Origin of the sequence: Ursidibacter arcticus (assembly GCF_009761375.1) — a bacterium.
GTDB classification, from domain to species: Bacteria; Pseudomonadota; Gammaproteobacteria; order Enterobacterales; family Pasteurellaceae; genus Ursidibacter; species Ursidibacter arcticus.
In genome coordinates this window covers 1-19,042 of sequence record NZ_LEKM01000018.1, presented here as the reverse complement: position 1 = coordinate 19,042, position 19,042 = coordinate 1, and the positions used below count along the sequence as shown (strand labels likewise).

Here is a 19,042-nt window from a genome sequence, read left to right as displayed (position 1 = left end):
CTACTCTCTAATATCAATAATTTTTATACCGACTTTATCTAATAACTTATAACATTCAATAAAATCAGGTCTTTCGGTATCAATTCTTAAAGCAACAACCTCTATATTTGGATTTTTTATATTAAGAACAGCACTACTAAAATAAGTATAAATACGGCAACGTCTATGACTAAATTCTTGGGCTAAATAATCCTCTAAAATCAATGGTGTATCAATATAACTCACATCATCTAATTTATACTGTTCTCTTGGATGGGCTAAATATAGTTCGATATTAAAGTCTTTTATTACTTTTTCAGCCAATCTAATATTTTTATCGTGTTCCAAATAGACTGGCTGCCCTAATAGAATATGAGTAATAGGTTCATTTTCTAGATTTTCATCTTTACTTTTTTGAGCATTAAATAGATCAATTACTGTCGTGTTTTCAATAATATTCGGAAAGTCAGGATAAATAGTATAATGCTGTTTCGATAATGCTTTTAATTTCTCAACACTATATTTATTACGAAACAAACTATTGATAGAACGGCGAATAAAAGTGTTGGGTTCAGGTGTATAATATACGCTTGATGGTGCAATGTTCGCTGTACCATCATCAAATGTATAAAACTCATTAAACCTAACAGAACTTAATATAAATTGGATCTGAATATCATTGATACTTGCAACAAAAACTTTATCAAATTTAAGATTAGCAAACTTACATTTCAGGGAAATAATCTGTTTAAGTAAATGAAAACGTTCAGTACGTTGGTGCATTGAAAAAAATTGTTCACATTTCAGACTTAACCGTTCTGCGTAATACTCAAATTTTTTATTTTTAACAGAACAGAGCATAACCCCATAAAAACGTTCATTAGGGTATAACTCTATAATTTTCTCTGCAATTAACACTTGCAAAGGTGTATAACAAATAATTAAATTCATTGTTGTTTCTCTACCCTTTTTGTCATAAAAAATAATACAGGAATAATAATTATCGAGCCAATGATACTGGCATAAGGGACATATTCAATTTTAGTAAATGTTAATCCAATTAAGCTCACTATATAGGCTAATGTTGAAATCACAGAGCAAATAGAAATAAAATTATTCTTCCCATAATAGAATAGATAATTTACCAAAATAAAATATGGAATGACTAATGCCGTTGAAAATAAAAATAGAATAATGTAGTATTTAGTCCCAATAAATTGATTTCCAAGTAACCATACAACGACACTTTCTGGAATTAACCACATCAATAGTGCAGGTAACGGTACGATAATAAAAGATCCCATCGCCCATTTATGAACCTGAGATAAACTAATTCTTTTCTGTTTTAATCCATCAAAAAAATAAGGAATACTGGCTTTATTTATCGCTTGTAATACAATCATTAAAATCGCAGCAATTTGTGCCCCCATTGCGTAAAGCCCTAAATCAGCTTCACTAAATTGATGGAAGATAAATATGCGATCTAATTGCCCTTTTAAAAATAAACTAGCGTTATGCAAAATAAGTGGCAATCCAAAGCCCAATAAATACATCAATGCTGTTTTATATTGGTTAAGTTGAAATTTTTTCTTTCTACTTTTTCCTTTATAAATGAAATAAGCAAATAAAAAAACAACAACATTTGCCAATAAAATAGCAAGAATACGTTTTTCTACTAATTCTTTGTCAAAGAATTCTAGTAATAAAATAGTAAAAATAACTGAAAGTGAACTAGATAAGAACTGAATTATCGTATAAGGAATTGCTTGTTTTTGACACTGTCGAATACTTAATTGTACTCCCAATAAAGATTGAAATATGGCTGAAAGTGCAACATATACCATAATTTCTGATTGCAATAACCAGCAAACTAGTAATATCAACCCACCGCTTACTAACGTATAAATATAGCCGATAGAGACAATCAGATCTAAGCTACGTTTACCATATACATAAAAATAACGAGTAACAGCCCCTTCTTGACTTAATCCAACAAGGATAAAAAATAAAACAATATAGGTTTGATAATAAGAAAGTTCTCCAAATCCTTCTACACCTAATTTACGCGATAAATAAGGTAATAAAAGAAAGGGAATTGCTCTTGAAAGCAATTCTCCTACTAAATAAATAGCACTATCTTTAATCGCTTTCATTTAAATTTCTTTCTCAATTAAACTTTCTGCAAGTTGCAAATCGTGTGTTGCATCAATATCAACAGAACGATAAGTCGGCATCAAATAAAATTTAACTTGCGGAATAAAGAAATTCTGCTCGGCTAATAAACTTGCTATATCATTGATATAAATTGCACCATTCGCACGATACATTTTAGGCAACTGTTGACGTGGAGCTTCAAAATCTTCTAGTTTACGGACAGGGACAACCTGTTCATCATCAAGTGAAAATGATTTATAAGGGTGATGTTCACATTCACAAGCTGATACTACCGATTTACAGTGCCCAGATAAGAATAATTCCATTGCATTGCGTACATCTAAAGCGGTTCTGAGCGGACTAGTTGGCTGGAATAATGCTGCCACCCCTTCGGTAAGGCCTAATGTTGTTAAGCAATGAAGAACAGCATCAATAGTTTTAGTATCACTTTGAGCCAATTCAACTGGACGATGCAGTGCCTTAGCTCCGTATTTTTCCGCTTCTGCTAAAATTTTATCGCCATCTGATGTAACTACAATTTCATCAAACATTCCTGATTCTTTGGCTGCCAAAACAGCACGCCCTACTAATGAAATTCCGCCTACTAATTGTAAATTTTTATCTTTAATTCCTTTTGAGCCTGCTCTTGCTGGAATAATTGCAATTTTTTTCATAAATCTAACCGCTTTTAAAATAACATTATCGGTATTTTAAGTTTAAACCCCACCGTAAACAATAGACAGCCCTGATCGAATAATGAATAATAAGCGTTATTTACTTACTTTGACATATATAGAATGTTTGAACTAACTAAAATTATCACGACAATGATTTTGTCGCCTTTTAATGTACTTATTTTATGGCTTTTTTCACTTATTTTAGCTCGTTTTAAATTTAAGAAACTTAGCTATCTCACTACCTTCTCAGGTATTGCGATACTTTATATTTTTAGCATTCCCTATACATCACAAAAATTACACGACTCATTAGTAACTGAAGATAATTTAACGTTGGACGATTATAAATCAGCACAAGCTATTGTATTACTTGGTGGAGGACTGCGTGATAGCAAAGAGTTATTTGCTAAATTAGCCACCAATCAAATTGCAGCAGAGCGTGTACGCTATGCCGCTTATCTACAAAAACAAACTCAACTACCTTTACTCATTACAGGTAACAGCCCGAATGGCACATCAGAAGCGGCAGTAATGGCACAAGAGCTAAAAATGTTTTTTGATATTCCAACGGAGTGGATTGAAGATAAAGCAAAAACAACAAAAGAAAACGCACTATTTAGCAAAGCAATTCTTGAAAAAGCCAATGTCAAAAAAATTATTTTAGTGACGAATCAATGGCATATGATGCGAGCTAAGTTACTGTTTGAACGTGCAGGCTTTGAAGTACTGCCCGCAAGTGTCGGTGCAGGCATTACTCCAGCGACTTATGGCTTAAATATAATGTACTTTATGCCACAATCAGGGGCATTACACAGTAATATGCACGCCCTAAAAGAATGGTTAGGTTACTGGAAAGAGAAGTAAGGACTTAACTTTAAACTCCATACTGTTCACGATATACCATCATTTTAGGTAAGAATGGGGCATATTGTGCTGATTTTTCGAGATATTTCACCAAATCATCAAAATCAATAATAGAGAATACTCGACATTGGTAATCACGCTCTACTTCTTGAATTGCAGAGAGTTCACCTTTGCCTTTTTCTTTACGGTTTAGAGCAATCAGCACACCTGCTAGGTTAGCTTTATTCGCATTGATAATTTCCATTGATTCACGAATAGCAGTGCCTGCGGTAATCACATCATCGACTAATAAAATATTTCCGAATAGACCACTGCCAATTAAATTACCACCTTCACCGTGATCTTTCGCTTCTTTGCGGTTAAAACAACAAGGTTTATCAATATCAAACTGGTTTGCAAGTGCAACAGCGACAGTTGTCGCAATTGGAATACCTTTATAGGCTGGGCCGAATAACACATCAAATTCAATGCCACTCGTCTGAATTGCTTTGGCATAGAACTCTCCTAATTTAGCGAGATCTCGTCCTGTGTTAAATAAGCCTGCATTGAAAAAATACGGGCTTAATCTGCCTGATTTTAAGGTAAATTCACCAAATTTAAGCACGTTACGGCTTAGGCAAAATTCGATAAAGTCGTGTTTGTATTGTTCCATTTTATATCCTTTGTTTATTGTGATTTGCAAAAAATCGAATAAATCTCACCGCTTGTTATTCTGGGGTAATCCAATCTACCGACCAAGAACCTGTTCCTTCAGGTACAAGAACATCAGTCAAGTAAGGAAGAATTCTTTTCATCTGGCTTTCTAATTGCCAAGGCGGGTTGATGACAATCATTCCACTTGCAGTCATTCCTCGTTGATCTGAATCGGGGCGGACAGCAAGTTCAATTTGTAAAATCTTGCGAATACCCGTTGCTTCCAAACCGCGTACAATACGTTTAGTATGCTGGCGTAGCACTACGGGATACCAAATTGCATATACACCAGTAGCAAAACGCTTATAGCCTTCAATAATCGCTTTTACTACCAATTCATAATCTTCTTTTAATTCATAAGGCGGATCGATAAGTACAAGTCCGCGTTTTTCTTTCGGAGGTAAAGCAGATTTTAGCTGTTGAAAACCATTTTCTCGCTTAGTCACGACATTGCGATTTTTCGCAAATTCATTGCGAAGTAACGGAAAATCATTTGGGTGTAGCTCAGTGAGTAATGCACGATCTTGTGGGCGGAGTTGTTGTACCGCCAATAATGGCGAGCCAGTATAAAAGCGTAATTTATCTTTATTGATCTTCTTAATCTCATTGAGATACAGGGCAACTTCTTCAGGTAAATCATCACGCTCCCATAAACGAGCGATACCTTCGACATATTCGCCTGTTTTTTCTGCTTCGGCACTCATTAAACTATAACGTCCTGTGCCAGAATGAGTATCTAAATAAAAGAACCCTTTCTCTTTTTGTTTAAGTGCGTCCAAAATTAAGGTTAAAACAATATGTTTTAACACATCAGCGTGATTACCTGCGTGGAAACTGTGACGATAACTAAGCATTTTTATTCTCTTTCTTGTAAAATAGGTCTTATTTTAACGTATTTCCGACTATTAAACTATTTCTGTTATAGCTTATGAACATTTTAAATATTGAGAATGGCTGGTTACTTGAGCAAAAACAGGTAATTTCCCCCCATTTCGATCCACGTCCATTTAATGACGATATTTCACTCCTTGTTATTCACTACATTAGTTTACCCCCTGATGAATTTGGTGGGGATTTTATTGATCGCTTTTTTCAAGGGAAACTGGATCCAACAGAGCACCCTTATTTTGAAGAAATTAAAGACTTAAAGGTATCTGCTCACTGTTTAATCAATCGCCAAGGAAAGATCACACAATATGTTAATTTTAATGATATGGCTTGGCACGCAGGTGTATCTTGTTTTGATGGGAGAGAAAAATGCAATCAATTTTCTATTGGTATAGAGTTAGAAGGGAGCAATAATCAACCATTTACTCAAGCACAATACCAAACATTAGCACAACTTACCCAAGTTATTATGCAAACATACCCTAAAATTACGCCTGAAAGGATTGTAGGACATTGTGATATTGCCCCAGAACGAAAAATTGATCCGGGGCAGTATTTTGATTGGAAATATTATCAGTATTTACTATCACAAATATAGTTTTGTGGCAAAAAAACAAGCGGTGAGATTTTCAAATAATTTTGCAAAATTTCTACTAAATCACACCGCTTATTTCTAAATGATACTGTGAGTATTTGAAACTTACAGAAGTCCCAATACCTTTCGTCCGTTAATACTTGCGATATTTGCCATCTCGTCTAAATTGGTAAAGCGGCAACCTGCAGATAATAAGCTCAATTCTTGCCACATATCGCCTTCGCATAAAGGAACCATATAATCGCAGATGTTATCTGTACCAACTGCAACGGTAATGCCTTCAGGGATCATTTCATCAGCAGGCGTTAGAGCATTATGGAAAGGCAACACTTCGTCTTTGCGTGGGCTATCAATCCACGCCATAGGGCAAGCGATAACCATCATTTCACAGGCTTTCATTTTTTTATACAGCATTTGGCGATATTCTCTCGGGTGAGCACCAATAGAGATACCGTGAATAGCCACAACACGTCCTTGCATTCCGTGTTCTACTGACTTATCACATAACTGTTCGGTCTCTTTTTCTTTTGGGGTATTAAACTGATCAACGTGGACGTGCAACATCTTACCTTGTGATTTTGCTGTTTCCATTAGAATATCCATTGCTTCCAAACCTTTACCGTAATCTAACTCATCACGATAAGGCAAGCCACCAATCATATCTACCATTTCAGAGCCAATATCAAACCACTTACGAGCATTAGGCTCAATTACGCCTTTTAAGGTTTGGTTTGCAAATTTTAAAACAATATCATTTTTATATACTTCACGAGCTTTATGCGCTGCAATGATCGCTCTATCTTCACAGACTTGGTCAATATCCACGAAAGTTCCGAATGCCGTTACCCCTTGAGAAATCATCAGTTCAATAGCTTGACTAAAACGGCGGTAGTAATCTTCAACGCTAGATTGACGTTTTACTTCATCAACTAAATCCCATTTTTGCTGTAAATTTGCTTCCTGATAGATTTTGATTTTCTCAGGCGTCATTGTAAAAGCACGATCAGCGTGAGCGTGGGAATTTACCCAGCCACCTTTTTTGATAACTTCATCACGAATATGGCTTTTTAGCGTACGAATTAATTGGCTCATTCTTTCTGTATCCTTAATGTATAACGATTTATAAATTTTAGGCAAAAAAAAGATCTCTACAATGTAGAGATCTTAAATATAGGTAATAGAAAAACCGCTAAACCTTGATATGTTTTTAGGTTTAGCGATGTGAATTTGGTTGTCATTTGAATTTGGTTGTATTGCATTTCTAGTTCCTTATTGGCACTAGGCGGGTAGTATAATTTTATCAAGGTTGAAATGCAAACGTTTACGCTAATTAAGCGGAGAGATCTTTCAATAATTTTTCAATCACACGAGAAACTGCAAAAAAACCAAATGTTGCTGTTACCATTGTTGCTGCTCCAAATCCATTGGCACAATTCATTGTTGCCGATATTTCACAGCCTTCTTGCATTTTGGGGAAAATCAATGGTTGTGTTGAGAAAACACAATCAATCCCAAATTTACGTTTTGGATTTTGGCTAAAATGGTATTCTTTGCGTAACAAACTACGGACTTTTGACGCTAATGGATCTTGAATAGTTTTACTCAAATCGCTAATTTGAATTTGCGTAGGATCAGTTTGCCCACCTGCTCCGCCAGTAGTAATAAGTTTGATTTTATGACGTTTACAATAAGCAATAATGCCTGCTTTAACACGCACGCTATCAATGGCATCAATCACATAGTCATAGCCTTGATTAAGATATTCAGTAAGATTATCAAGGGTAATAAAATCATCAATGATATGCACTTCACATTCAGGATTGATTTTTAAAACCCTTTCTCTCATTACTTCTGTTTTTAGCTTACCAATTTCACCAGACATTGCGTGAATTTGACGATTGATATTGGTTACGCAAATGTCGTCCATATCAATTAGAGTTAGCTTACCGATACCTGAGCGAGCAAGGGCTTCCACCGCCCAAGAGCCAACGCCTCCAATACCGATAACACAGATATGTGCTTGTTGTAAGCGAGCTAATCCTGCTGGCGTATAAAGTCTGCCAATACCACCAAAACGCTGTTCGTAATTATCTATTCTTGTCATTCTATTTAATAACTCTATAAATTTAATAAGTAGTGAAATAACTTAAAGTTATAAGTTTTAACATATTTTTTACAAATTAGGCTAGACATTTATATTTTTTGCCTGTACCCTGAAAAAGCGATGGATAATCGTAATCTTTAAATCTTTAAATTTCAATAAGTTAGTAAGGAGATCTTATGAAAGAATTTCTATCCGATGTTTTAGATAGTGCAAGTAAACAACTAGATAAAGCCAAAAAAGCATTAGACGAGTCTATTGAAAAAGGTAAAGAACTAGCAGAAGATGCAAAAGATAAAGTTTCCGAAGCCAAAGATGCCGTCGTTGATAAATTTGATGATGTAAAAGACAAAGCTGAAGAGTTAAAAGACGATGCAGCTGATAAAGTAGAAGATGCTAAAGACAAAGCTGAAGATCTGAAAGATGATGCTGCTGATAAAGTAGAAGAAGCTAAAGACAAAGCTAAAGATTTGAAAGATTCTGCGGAAACTAAATTTGATGAAGTCAAGAATGCAGTCGAAGAAGTGGAAGGCGATGCAACAGATAAATATAACGAAGCTAAAGCTAAAGTAGCTGAATTAACGGAAGAGGCTAAAAATGACTGTAACAGTAAGTTTGAACAAGTAAAAGAGAGCGTCGCATCATTTGCTGATTCAGTTGGTGAAAAAGTCGATCAAGCGAAAGCTTCTGTAGCTGGTACTTTAGATTCACTAGGTAAAGCTATCCAAGATAAAGCTGCTGAGTGGAAAGATGCAGATAAAAAATAAAACAACTTTTTATATCCTCTAAAAAATAAAATACGGTTAGCTCTAAAAAAGCTAACCGTATTTTATTTGTAGAAGATCAAACCTAATATCAACGTTGAAGATTATCAGATTGATGGTAATTTTGAAGATATTGCTAAATTAGGTAATATTGTAGCCATATTACACCGTAAAAAGTCTCCACCTAAGTCAATTACCATCACAACCAAAAATAACCAAAAAGTTGAAATCATTAAAACCAATTAGCTACACCCTAATAACTGCTACTAACTTTCACCACCGAAATAGAATTTTTCGGAGAGCCTTCAATGACTCGATCAGAATAGTTAAGATAAACTACCGCTTTATTTTCAAAATCAATAAAGCGGACAACTTGCATTGATTTAAAGAGCAAAGATGTTTTACGTTTAAATACCTGTTCTTTCTGCCCTTTCTTCGCCGCTTTATTCAAATCGTCATCTGAAATATTACCTGTTTGTACACAGTGAATAGAGCCATCGGATGTATCTTCTTCTAAACCAACAACTTCCTTTAATCCGCCTTTTTCAGCGTAAGAAAGATAGCAAGTAACATTTAGATCTTTATCCTGAAACCCAACAACTTCAATACGATCATTTTTGCCTAATGCATTCCACTTTGTAGAAACCGAGCCTAATCGAATTAAATCATCACTGGCTTGAACGCTTGTATTTGCCAACAAGCCTAGCCCTAAAGCGAGCATTACCCCTTTTAGTTGTACTTTCATTTTTATTTCCTCTTGTAAAAAAATTTACTTATCTCACCGCTTATTACGGTTTTGTGATATTACCATTGCGAGTTTCGGTGCTCACTGCGGTGCTTTGTGGTTTATTCGAAAAATCAGCATTATCAAACTCACCTGATGTTTTACCTAATAAGAAATTACGATACTCTTTAACCCACATTGCCGATGCTCCACAAACCGCCACAGGCATTGCGACTAAATTTAAAAATGGTACCATCATAAATAAACTGACTAATGAGCCAAAAGTAAAATTCATTATACGGCGTTGCCCAAGTGCATTTCGCATACGAGCAAAACTAATTTTGTGATTATCAAACGGATAATCACAATATTGAATCGCTAATAACCACGCACCAAACATAAAAGTGAGTACAGGCACAATCGTTTGCCCAAGCACAGGCACGAATCCAAGTAAAAACAAGGCAAGTAAACGTGGAATGCTATACCACATTTTTTGCCATTCTCGTTTTAGCATTCTTGGCACATCTTTCAACAATTCTGCCATACTCATTTCCGTTAGCTTTTCACCTGTAAGTTGTTGTTCTACTTTTTCTGCTAATAGTGCATTAAAAGGGGCTGCAATAAAGTTTGCCAATGTAGTAAAAGCAAAATAAAACAGTACGAGAATCATCAAAAAAATCATTGGAATTAAAATAAAACTGAGCCACTCTAGCCAAGAAGGTAACATTGCATCGAGTAGTCCACCAATATTTGCGAAAAATAGCCAAATTAAGCCGATCATTAAAATAGTGTTAATAATGACGGGTAATACCACAAAAGGCATTAGCTGACGTTGTAGCAATAGTCGCCAACCATAAATAAAATAGTGAAAACCTTCACCTGCTTGGCTTTCTGGCGATGTAAACGGAGAAGACATCATTACCTCACTTAATTTCTCAATTTTTGAAAAGAAATATGGTAAGCTATGCACTCTGTTTTCGTAAAGAGTGAAATGCTAATTTCACTTATTTTTTTACTAAGAGGACTCTATGGAAACGTCTATTCTTTTCTTTATTTTAGCTGGGTTGTTAATAGCAATCTTAGTTGGATACAGCTTATGGTCTGCACGCCGTGAGAAATCACGTATTTTCTCGAATACGTTTTCTACTCGTCCGCCATCAAACCCAATCAACAATACGATTCAAAGTGAAATTCCACCGACATTACAGTCCACGAGCATTGATCCTCATTTACAGGGAAATTCAGTTGCACCCACTCAAAGCGATTTTGAACAAATTCAGCAAGAAGTGAAAGAGATAAAAATCAGCTTGCCAAATCAACCTAACGAACAAGTTGCTGTAGAGCAACCTACTTTTGCACAAACCTTACCGCAAGAAGATCGTCCAGTCAGTATTCAAATTAACAGCACTGAACATACACAGGCTGTGCAATTAGAAGAGCCTGTTCCTGCTACGACACAACCACAAATTATTACCCTTTATGTGGTTGCTGCTGAGGGTCAGCAATTCCGTGGCGATGTGATTGCTCAACAACTTGATGCCTTAGGTTTCCAATATGGCGAGTATCAGATTTTCCACCGCCATTTAGATAACAGTGCAAGCCCTGTGCTATTTAGTGTGGCGAATATGATGCAACCAGGTGTTTTTGATTTGGCGAAGATGGATCAATTTAGTACCGTAGGGCTAGTTTTCTTTATGCACCTACCGTCAGCAGGAAATGATTTGGTTAATCTACGCTTGATGATCCGTACCGTTGAAAGTTTCGCTCAATCTGTGAATGGCTTTGTATTAAATGAAGAACGAGAAATTTTTGACGATCGTTCACGCGAACAATATTTATTAAAAGTAGCAAAATAATTGCAATTTTTGTCCGAAATATGACCGCTTGTAAGCGGTCTTTTTTATCAAGAAATTTACCTATGACAACACAAATCAAGCAACAATTAGATCAACTTAAAGAAACATTACGCCAATACGAATATCACTATCACGTTTTAGATAATCCGCTTGTTCCCGATGCAGAATATGACCGCTTAATGAATGAGCTAAAAAATTTAGAATGGCAATATCCTGATTTAATTACCACAGACTCGCCAACGCAACGAGTAGGAGCAAAACCACTTGATGGCTTTGCACAGATCACCCACGAGATCCCGATGCTCTCTTTAGATAACGCATTCAGTGATGACGATCTTGATGGTTTCTTACGCCGAATTGAAGATCGTATTCCTGTCAAAAGCCAACAGCTTGAATTCTGTTGTGAACCTAAACTTGACGGTTTAGCAGTCAGTATTCTCTATGTAGATGGTATTTTAACCCAAGCTGCAACAAGGGGAGATGGAAATACTGGTGAAGATATTACTGCCAATATTCGAACTATCCGCAATGTGCCTTTAAAACTAAATACGGCAAATCCGCCAGCACGTTTGGAAGTACGGGGTGAAGTTTTTATGCCACAGCAAGGCTTTGAGCAATTAAATGAACGTGCATTGGCTAAGGGGGAAAAAACCTTCGCTAACCCACGCAATGCAGCAGCAGGCTCGCTACGTCAGCTTGACCCCAAAATTACTAGCCAACGCCCTCTTGTGCTTAATGCGTATAGCATCGGTGTTTATGAAAGTGATGACCAACTACCAACGAGCCACTTTGAACGCTTGCAATGGTTGAAAAGCCTTGGTATTCCCGTTAATGGCGAAATTAAATTAGCTCAAGGACGTGAACAGCTACTGGCGTTCTATCAACATATCCAACAAAAACGTAGCTCGCTTGGCTATGATATTGATGGAACAGTCTTAAAAGTAAACGATATTGACCTACAAGAACAACTTGGTTTTATCTCAAAAGCACCTCGTTGGGCAATTGCGTATAAATTCCCTGCTCAAGAAGAGATGACTATTTTAAAAGATGTGGAATTTCAAGTGGGCAGAACAGGAGCAATTACGCCTGTGGCAAAATTAGAACCTGTTTTTGTTGCAGGGGTAACAGTAAGTAATGCAACTTTACATAACGGTGATGAAATTGAGCGACTTGGCATTGCGATTGGCGATACCGTCATCATTCGCCGAGCAGGCGATGTCATTCCGCAAATTATTGGCGTTGTCGCTGATCGCCGTCCTGAATCTGCAAAAAAAATTGAGTTTCCGACCGCTTGTCCTGTCTGTCAATCTGCCGTTGTGCGTGTTGATGGCGAAGCTGTTGCTCGTTGTACTGGTGGGTTATTCTGTGGTGCTCAACGCAAAGAAGCCTTAAAGCACTTTGTGTCTCGTAAAGCGATGGATATTGATGGTGTAGGCGAAAAACTGATCGAGCAACTAATGGAACGTGAGCTGATTCACACCCCTGCTGATCTTTTCAAACTGGATCAGATTACCTTAATGCGTTTAGAACGGATGGGTGAAAAATCTGCTTACAATGCTTTAACCAGTATTGAAAAAGCAAAAAATACTACCCTTGCACGCTTTCTATTTGCTTTAGGAATTCGTGATGTCGGTGAATCAACAGCACAGAATCTTGCAAAACATTTTGGTAATCTTACCGCTATTCGCAACGCTAATTTAGAACAGCTACGAGAAGTTCAAGATGTCGGTGAAGTCGTGGCTAATCGCCTTTATCAATTCTGGCAAGAACCGCATAATGTCAGTGTCGTAGATGATTTGATTGCACAAGGTGTGAACTGGCAAGATGTGGTTCAACAAGAAGTTGCAGATAATCCGTTAAAAGACAAAACTGTCGTATTAACAGGCACATTGACACAATTAACTCGAGATCAAGCAAAAGAAATTTTACAAAATTTAGGCTGTAAAGTATCGGGAAGTGTTTCAAGTAAAACGGATTACCTCATTGCAGGTGAAAAAGCAGGCTCAAAATTAGCGAAAGCACAGGAACTCGGTGTGAAAATCCTAACTGAGCAAGATTTAGTCAATTTGGCAGGGTTATAATATGGCAGATCCACATATTCGATCACCAATGGATTTTTGGGATTACCTAACAGTAATCCTTTACCGTTTAGGCTTTTGTGTTGCCACAATGATGATTGGCTTAATACCGTTTTATCCTGAAATAGCACAATACGGCTTACTAGTTGCAGGAACGATGCTCGCATCATCGCTCCATTTATACTTAAAATCTATCCGCCTAGCCTTTCAATTTGTGATATGGCTAGGGCTACTCTGCCAAATTTTCGGGTTTTCGGAAGTCGCCCTCGGTGCGGTATTTACTGTTATAGCAGGGCTATGCTACAAAGAATATTTCTGTTTTCGTATTATTGGGCTTAATTTTCAGCCTATCTTACTCCCACTGCTTTGGTTAAGCTTACTTTTTAACTGGCAAGCACTTAGCCATATACTTGCGTTAATTGACTATATTAGCAACCACTTTGTCCACTTGAACGTGTAATGGGTAAATCAGCAACCATTTTGTCCATTACACCCAAAAAGAAAAGAGCTTCTCGCATCAAGCAAAAAGCTCTTTTTTAACTAAGAAAATTTCCGAAACTACCTTTTAACCTATTTATTTGCTTCCGCTAAAACAGCTAATATTTTCGGAATAAAAACAGCGCTAACCCTTGTAAATCAAGGATTAAGCACGTTTAAAGTCTAAGTGAACTAATTTTGGTTTAGTTGGGTGACGTTGGATAGCTTGTACTTTAACTTTCTCTTCTTTACCACCAACAACGATAGTTAACACTTCGTTGTAGAATGCATCTTGTACTTGTGCATTGTTTACTTTTTCGTGGTCTAAAACGATTGATACAGGTTCTGCATTACCACCGTAGATGATTGCAGGAACTTGACCATTGTGACGCAGGCGGCGGCTCGCACCCTTACCTTGCGCTAAACGAACTTCAGCTTCAAATGTAAATGACATTATTAAATTCTCATAAAAAATGGAACATTATTGTTCCGTTGATAAAAAAATAGCAGGCGACCCAGCTATTCCCTAAAAGTTTACGGCAAGAGCCGAAGTGCAATTTTAATCAAAAAATAAGAAAAAACCAATAGTTTTTATCAGCAATTTTTCATATTTCACTGACCGATCACATTTTGCAAAAATATATTTTATCTATACTGAATATACAGCAATTTTACTCAAGTTATTGTAAAATATATACGTTTTTGAACTATAAATTCGTCATATTAGGAGTTATAAATGGGCAGTTATCAGCCAGATACACATCTTAGTCCTGAAAATATTCAAAATGTGAAAAATGCCATTTTGCATAAATTAGTCTTTGCTTTAGGTGTTGAACCTCGTGAAGCAAGTAAACGCAACTGGCTTAATGCATCATTACGCGTTGTACGAGATCTTTCTACGGAAGCGTGGCTACAAACACGCCGTAGTCAAGCCGCTAATACTAGTCGCCGAGTTTACTATCTCTCAATGGAGTTTTTAATGGGAAGAACCTTCAGTAATGCAATGATTTCTGAAGGTGTTTATGAGTTAATTCGTGCTGCATTAGATGAACTAGGTCAGAATCTAGAAGATATTATTAACGAAGAAGGCGACCCTGGTTTAGGTAATGGGGGGTTAGGACGCTTAGCTGCGTGCTATATGGATAGTTTGGCGGCAATGAAAATCCCTGCTATTGGATATGGTATTCGTTATGAATATGGAATGTTCCGCCAAGAAATCAAAAATGGCGAACAAGTTGAATTACCAGATTACTGGCTAGATAAAGAATTTGCTTGGCCTTATGTTCGCTCAAGTAAGCGTTTTCCTGTCCGCTTTGGCGGTCGCACTTGGTTAGAAGGAAAAAAAGTTCACTGGCAAGCAGAAGAAGAAATCATAGCTCAAGCTCACGATCAACTAATCCCAGGTTTTGAAACAACCGCCACGAATAGCCTACGTTTATGGTCAGCTCACGCAGGAGATAAAGTATTCGGCTTAGCTGATTTTAATCGTGGGGATTATTTTGCTGCAATGAGCCAACAAAATAGTTCTGAAAATGTTTCGCGTGTACTCTACCCTGACGACTCAACCTATAATGGGCGTGAATTGCGTTTACGCCAAGAATATTTCCTTTGTTCCGCATCTATCCAAGATATTATTCGCCGCCACGAAATTGAATCTGGCTCTTGCATTAACCTCGCAGAAAAAGTGGCAATTCACTTAAATGATACTCACCCAACGCTTGCTATTCCTGAGTTAATGAGAATTTTGATTGATGAAAAAGGTTATAGTTGGGAACAAGCGTGGAATACTACACGCAAAACGTTCTTCTACACCAACCACACACTAATGAGCGAAGCACTTGAAACTTGGCCTGTTGAAATGGTGGCTCGAATTTTACCTCGCCACTTACAAATTATTTTTGACATCAATAGCCACTTTTTACAAGAAGTCAGAGAAAAATTCCCGAATGATGAAGAATTAATTCGTAGAGTTTCAATTATTGATGAACACGGTGACCGCCGTATTCGTATGGCTTGGTTAGCTGTGATTGCATCAAGTAAAGTCAATGGCGTTGCCAAAATCCATTCTGATTTAATGGTTGAATCCATTTTTGCTGACTTTGCAAAAATCTATCCAAATCGTTTTACCAATGTCACTAATGGCGTAACACCTCGCCGCTGGATCCAAATTGCTAACCCAGGGCTTGCCTCAATCCTAGATAAATACATTGGGCGTAAATGGCGTACTGATTTAATGGAATTAAACAAATTCAATGAGTTTGTTGATAATACCGATGTGCAAGCAGAGATTGCAGCCGTTAAGGTAGAAAATAAACGCAAACTTGCCGCTTATATTGAAGAAACACAAGGCATTAAACTCAATCCTGAAGCTATTTTTGATGTACAAATTAAGCGTATTCATAAATATAAACGTCAGCAACTCAACGTTTTACATATTATTGCTCACTACAACCGTATTTTGAAAAATCCTACGGCAAATTGGCAACCTCGAGTATTTATTTTTGCGGGTAAAGCAGCAAGTGCCTACTATGCAGCGAAAAAAGTTATTCGTTTAATCAATGATGTTGCTAAAGTTATCAATAATGATGACCGTATTCACGATTTAATTAAAGTTGTCTTTATTCCGAATTACAGTGTAAGCCTTGCCCAACTTATTATTCCTGCGGCAGATCTCTCTGAACAAATATCATTAGCAGGTACAGAAGCATCTGGCACATCGAATATGAAATTTGCTTTAAATGGTGCATTAACAATTGGTACTTTAGATGGAGCGAACGTAGAAATTTTAGATCGTGTCGGTAGAGAAAATATCTTCATTTTCGGCAACACCGTAGAGCAAGTGGAAGCATTACGCCGTAATGGCTACTCACCCTATCGCTATTATGAACAAGATGCAGAGTTGAATGAAGCAATCTCACAAATTCTAAATGGCAAATTCTCACCAGAAGATCCATATCGCTACCAAGATTTAATTCTTAACTCAGGCGACTATTATCAAGCCTGTGCAGATTTCCGTAGCTATGTGGATACACAAGAAAAAGTAGCTGAATACTTCGCTAACAAAAAAGCGTGGACACGTTCTGCGATGATCAATATTGCCAATATGGGATACTTCTCATCAGATCGCTCGGTGCTTGATTACGCCAAAGACATTTGGAAAATCGAACCAATGAGCGAAACTCAACTAGCAGAACAAGCCAAAGTTGCAGATATGATGAGTGATGCGAGTAAACTATTGATTATTAAGTAGCATTAAGCGGTCGGTTTTCTATGATTTTTTGCAAAATTTTATAGGAAACTGACCGCTTATTTTTAGGTGTTATGAACTATGGAAGATTAGGCTGACTCTAAAAAATCATCATAAATCCATTCTACTTTTATTTTTACCTCTTACCGTTCTCTATTATACGCTAACATCAGTACCGTTTTGTCATTTATGTAGGCTTGTACATCAATTGATTGTGTTTCGTTATTCTTATAACTACCCTTATGCACTTCCCCATTATAACATAAAATTATCATTTTAGATATAATTTAAACAAAACTAATTTAAGTTTACTAATTTAGTAGGAATTACTTATATGTTAGGAGTAAATAATTATTTTATATCTGTGTATAACTACCCTTATATTAATTTCAGAAAAAGGAAAATAAATATAATTTACCAGTCAATTATATTGTTTATAATTTCTTTTTGCTCAGTTGCTGTTTTTCTGAGATAAACTCTAGTGGTTTCAATACTTTCATGTCCCATTAAATCAGCTAAAAAACTAATATCATTACAACGTTCTAAAAAACTCTTTGCAAATCTATGCCTAAATGAATGTGGATATACAACCTTAGGATCAATTTTGTATTTCTTCGCAAAAATTTTTAATTTTGTAGCTATGCCTCTTGTAGTCATTCTATCTCCATATTTGTTGATAAAAATAAACCCGTAGGATTGGTTATTTTTTTCTAGCCATAATAATGCTTCTTTTTGTAGTGCTTGAGGTATGTATATTCTTCTTAGCTTTCCACCTTTTGAATACAAGTCTATATAGCCAATTTTAACATGCTCGCATTTTATTTGGATTAGTTCACTAACTCTAGCTCCAGTAGCAGCTAAAAATCGAATAACAAAATACCAATATAATTCATTGTCTTTTTTTAGACATTTTTTAAAATAATTATAATCAGCTTCACTAATTATATTTTCTAAAAATGTTTTTTGTTGCACTTTAACAAATGATAATTTTAATTTTTCTTTCTTAATAAACTCTAAATAGAAATTTATTGCTCTAATTCTCAAGTTTATTGTTTGAGGTTTGTATTTTTCAATTAGAAATAATTTATATTTTTGCAAGTTATTTTTATTTACAGACTCATACTTTTGAGTAAATTGTCGTATAGAAAACATATATGCCAAAATGGTATTTTGAGCTAAGTTTGAGTTATGTAAATGTTTTTCAAATGCTAAGATCATAATTTTCTCCTCTTATAAAATGCTTAATATGCCTGTACCAATCATCTATGATTTCCATAAGATTAATTATAATTCAATTCATTGCCATACTCGCTAAAACCTATCATTCATAGTCCTTCATCTACTAAACAAACTTCTGATAAGGGTAGGTATAACCTATTGCTTTTTACAGCACCTCTTGCACATCATTAAGTTTCACTAACCAATAGGAAAATTTATGAATATTATATTAAAAATACATTCAAAATCAGGGGCGGTTGATAGCATCAACATTCCTGTAAAAGGAAATGATGTTGTTACCATTCAGCAACCTAAAGAAAAAGTAAGCTATGAGCTTGTTAATCAAGACACCAATGCCGGTCCAGAAAGAATTTTTGCCGAAAGAAAAGGCAACGACCTTCACATTGCATTTGAAGAGAATCAACCTGCAGATCTGATTATCAAAGATTATTATTCATCTGAAGAGTTAAGTCCTGTTATTGGATTAGGGGAAGATGGACAACTTTATAGCTACATTGCTGAAAGTGGTATTGAAGCGAATAACATTCCTCTCTTAAAAGAGAACGTACTTGCTGCGGAAGTTCTTGGCGGCAAAGCTCTTGTAGCAGCGTATTTACCATTTAACTGGTTAGCACTATTAGGTGGATTAGCAACCGCTGGATTAGTTGCTGCAACTTTAGGCGGTAAAGGTGGTAAAGGCGGCAGCGGAACAGGTAGTAACCCAGCT

18 protein-coding genes and 1 pseudogene are annotated in these 19,042 nt (G+C 36.2%); 8 read left to right on the top strand and 11 right to left on the bottom strand.

Features of this window, described 5'->3' with window-relative positions; genetic code table 11:
• The 3 genes from A1D25_RS00705 to A1D25_RS00695 are packed head-to-tail and all read right to left on the bottom strand — an operon-like array spanning position 1 to position 2,807.
• Positions 1–930, bottom strand: a complete 930-nt coding sequence (locus tag A1D25_RS00705; protein WP_157393808.1) for a glycosyltransferase family 52 — start codon at positions 928–930, stop codon at positions 1–3.
• Positions 927–2,132: a flippase gene (locus tag A1D25_RS00700; protein ID WP_157393807.1), complete on the bottom strand. Its 1,206-nt coding sequence runs from the start codon at positions 2,130–2,132 to the stop codon at positions 927–929. Before A1D25_RS00700 ends, A1D25_RS00705 begins: the two co-directional genes overlap by 4 nt.
• Positions 2,133–2,807 (bottom strand): acylneuraminate cytidylyltransferase family protein, encoded by a 675-nt coding sequence (locus A1D25_RS00695; protein ID WP_157393806.1) that lies wholly within the window; start codon positions 2,805–2,807, stop codon positions 2,133–2,135.
• Positions 2,808–2,930: 123 nt separating this feature from the next.
• Between A1D25_RS00695 and A1D25_RS00690 the strand changes: the two genes are divergently transcribed.
• Complete coding sequence (locus A1D25_RS00690) at positions 2,931–3,674, top strand: YdcF family protein (RefSeq protein ID WP_157393805.1); 744 nt, start codon at positions 2,931–2,933, stop codon at positions 3,672–3,674.
• Between the two features lie 10 nt (positions 3,675–3,684).
• On the opposite strand, the gene pyrE is transcribed toward A1D25_RS00690, so the two are convergent.
• Together pyrE and A1D25_RS00680 are read right to left on the bottom strand one after the other, a co-directional pair.
• Entirely contained in the window at positions 3,685–4,326 is a 642-nt protein-coding gene (gene pyrE, locus A1D25_RS00685) for an orotate phosphoribosyltransferase (protein ID WP_157393804.1), read from the bottom strand.
• 55 nt (positions 4,327–4,381) lie between these two features.
• Entirely contained in the window at positions 4,382–5,221 is an 840-nt protein-coding gene (locus tag A1D25_RS00680; protein WP_157393803.1) for a 23S rRNA (adenine(2030)-N(6))-methyltransferase RlmJ, read from the bottom strand.
• A 74-nt stretch (positions 5,222–5,295) separates the two neighbouring features.
• Here A1D25_RS00680 and ampD point away from each other — a divergent pair, with 74 nt between their 5' ends.
• On the top strand, positions 5,296–5,853 hold the full coding sequence (gene ampD, locus A1D25_RS00675) for a 1,6-anhydro-N-acetylmuramyl-L-alanine amidase AmpD (RefSeq protein ID WP_157393802.1): 558 nt from the start codon (positions 5,296–5,298) through the stop codon (positions 5,851–5,853).
• A gap of 102 nt (positions 5,854–5,955) precedes the next feature.
• Here ampD and A1D25_RS00670 read toward each other — a convergent pair whose 3' ends face one another.
• Both A1D25_RS00670 and tcdA read right to left on the bottom strand, forming a co-directional pair.
• Entirely contained in the window at positions 5,956–6,942 is a 987-nt protein-coding gene (locus tag A1D25_RS00670) for an amidohydrolase family protein (RefSeq protein WP_157393801.1), read from the bottom strand.
• Between the two features lie 238 nt (positions 6,943–7,180).
• Positions 7,181–7,954 (bottom strand): tRNA cyclic N6-threonylcarbamoyladenosine(37) synthase TcdA, encoded by a 774-nt coding sequence (gene tcdA, locus A1D25_RS00665; protein WP_157393800.1) that lies wholly within the window; start codon positions 7,952–7,954, stop codon positions 7,181–7,183.
• A 176-nt stretch (positions 7,955–8,130) separates the two neighbouring features.
• Here tcdA and A1D25_RS00660 point away from each other — a divergent pair, with 176 nt between their 5' ends.
• Positions 8,131–8,718 carry a hypothetical protein gene (locus tag A1D25_RS00660; protein WP_157393799.1) on the top strand — a complete coding sequence of 196 codons (588 nt, stop codon included), beginning with the start codon at positions 8,131–8,133 and terminating at the stop codon, positions 8,716–8,718.
• A gap of 250 nt (positions 8,719–8,968) precedes the next feature.
• Here A1D25_RS00660 and A1D25_RS00655 read toward each other — a convergent pair whose 3' ends face one another.
• Together A1D25_RS00655 and cysZ are read right to left on the bottom strand one after the other, a co-directional pair.
• A complete protein-coding gene (locus A1D25_RS00655; protein WP_157393798.1) occupies positions 8,969–9,460 on the bottom strand; it encodes a CreA family protein in 492 nt (163 codons plus the stop codon).
• Between the two features lie 43 nt (positions 9,461–9,503).
• Entirely contained in the window at positions 9,504–10,355 is an 852-nt protein-coding gene (gene cysZ / locus A1D25_RS00650) for a sulfate transporter CysZ (protein WP_157393821.1), read from the bottom strand.
• A gap of 112 nt (positions 10,356–10,467) precedes the next feature.
• On the opposite strand from cysZ, the gene zipA reads away from it, so the two are divergent.
• The 3 genes from zipA to A1D25_RS00635 all read left to right on the top strand — a co-directional run bounded on the left by zipA (position 10,468) and on the right by A1D25_RS00635 (position 13,833).
• The gene (zipA, locus tag A1D25_RS00645) at positions 10,468–11,295 is read left to right on the top strand and encodes a cell division protein ZipA (protein ID WP_157393797.1); all 828 of its coding nucleotides are present in this window, start codon (positions 10,468–10,470) and stop codon (positions 11,293–11,295) included.
• Positions 11,296–11,357: 62 nt separating this feature from the next.
• Entirely contained in the window at positions 11,358–13,376 is a 2,019-nt protein-coding gene (gene ligA / locus A1D25_RS00640) for an NAD-dependent DNA ligase LigA (protein WP_157393796.1), read from the top strand.
• Between the two features lies 1 nt (position 13,377).
• Complete coding sequence (locus A1D25_RS00635) at positions 13,378–13,833, top strand: hypothetical protein (protein WP_157393795.1); 456 nt, start codon at positions 13,378–13,380, stop codon at positions 13,831–13,833.
• 183 nt (positions 13,834–14,016) lie between these two features.
• Here A1D25_RS00635 and rplY read toward each other — a convergent pair whose 3' ends face one another.
• On the bottom strand, positions 14,017–14,304 hold the full coding sequence (rplY, locus tag A1D25_RS00630; RefSeq protein WP_157393794.1) for a 50S ribosomal protein L25: 288 nt from the start codon (positions 14,302–14,304) through the stop codon (positions 14,017–14,019).
• A 282-nt stretch (positions 14,305–14,586) separates the two neighbouring features.
• Here rplY and A1D25_RS00625 point away from each other — a divergent pair, with 282 nt between their 5' ends.
• Entirely contained in the window at positions 14,587–17,100 is a 2,514-nt protein-coding gene (locus A1D25_RS00625) for a glycogen/starch/alpha-glucan phosphorylase (RefSeq protein WP_157393793.1), read from the top strand.
• A gap of 411 nt (positions 17,101–17,511) precedes the next feature.
• Here the strand turns inward: A1D25_RS00625 and A1D25_RS00620 are convergent, their stop codons facing one another.
• Positions 17,512–18,315: a tyrosine-type recombinase/integrase gene (locus A1D25_RS00620; RefSeq protein WP_157393792.1), complete on the bottom strand. Its 804-nt coding sequence runs from the start codon at positions 18,313–18,315 to the stop codon at positions 17,512–17,514.
• A 217-nt stretch (positions 18,316–18,532) separates the two neighbouring features.
• Between A1D25_RS00620 and A1D25_RS00615 the strand changes: the two are divergent.
• A pseudogene (locus A1D25_RS00615) lies at positions 18,533–19,042 on the top strand (hypothetical protein); the annotation flags it as partial.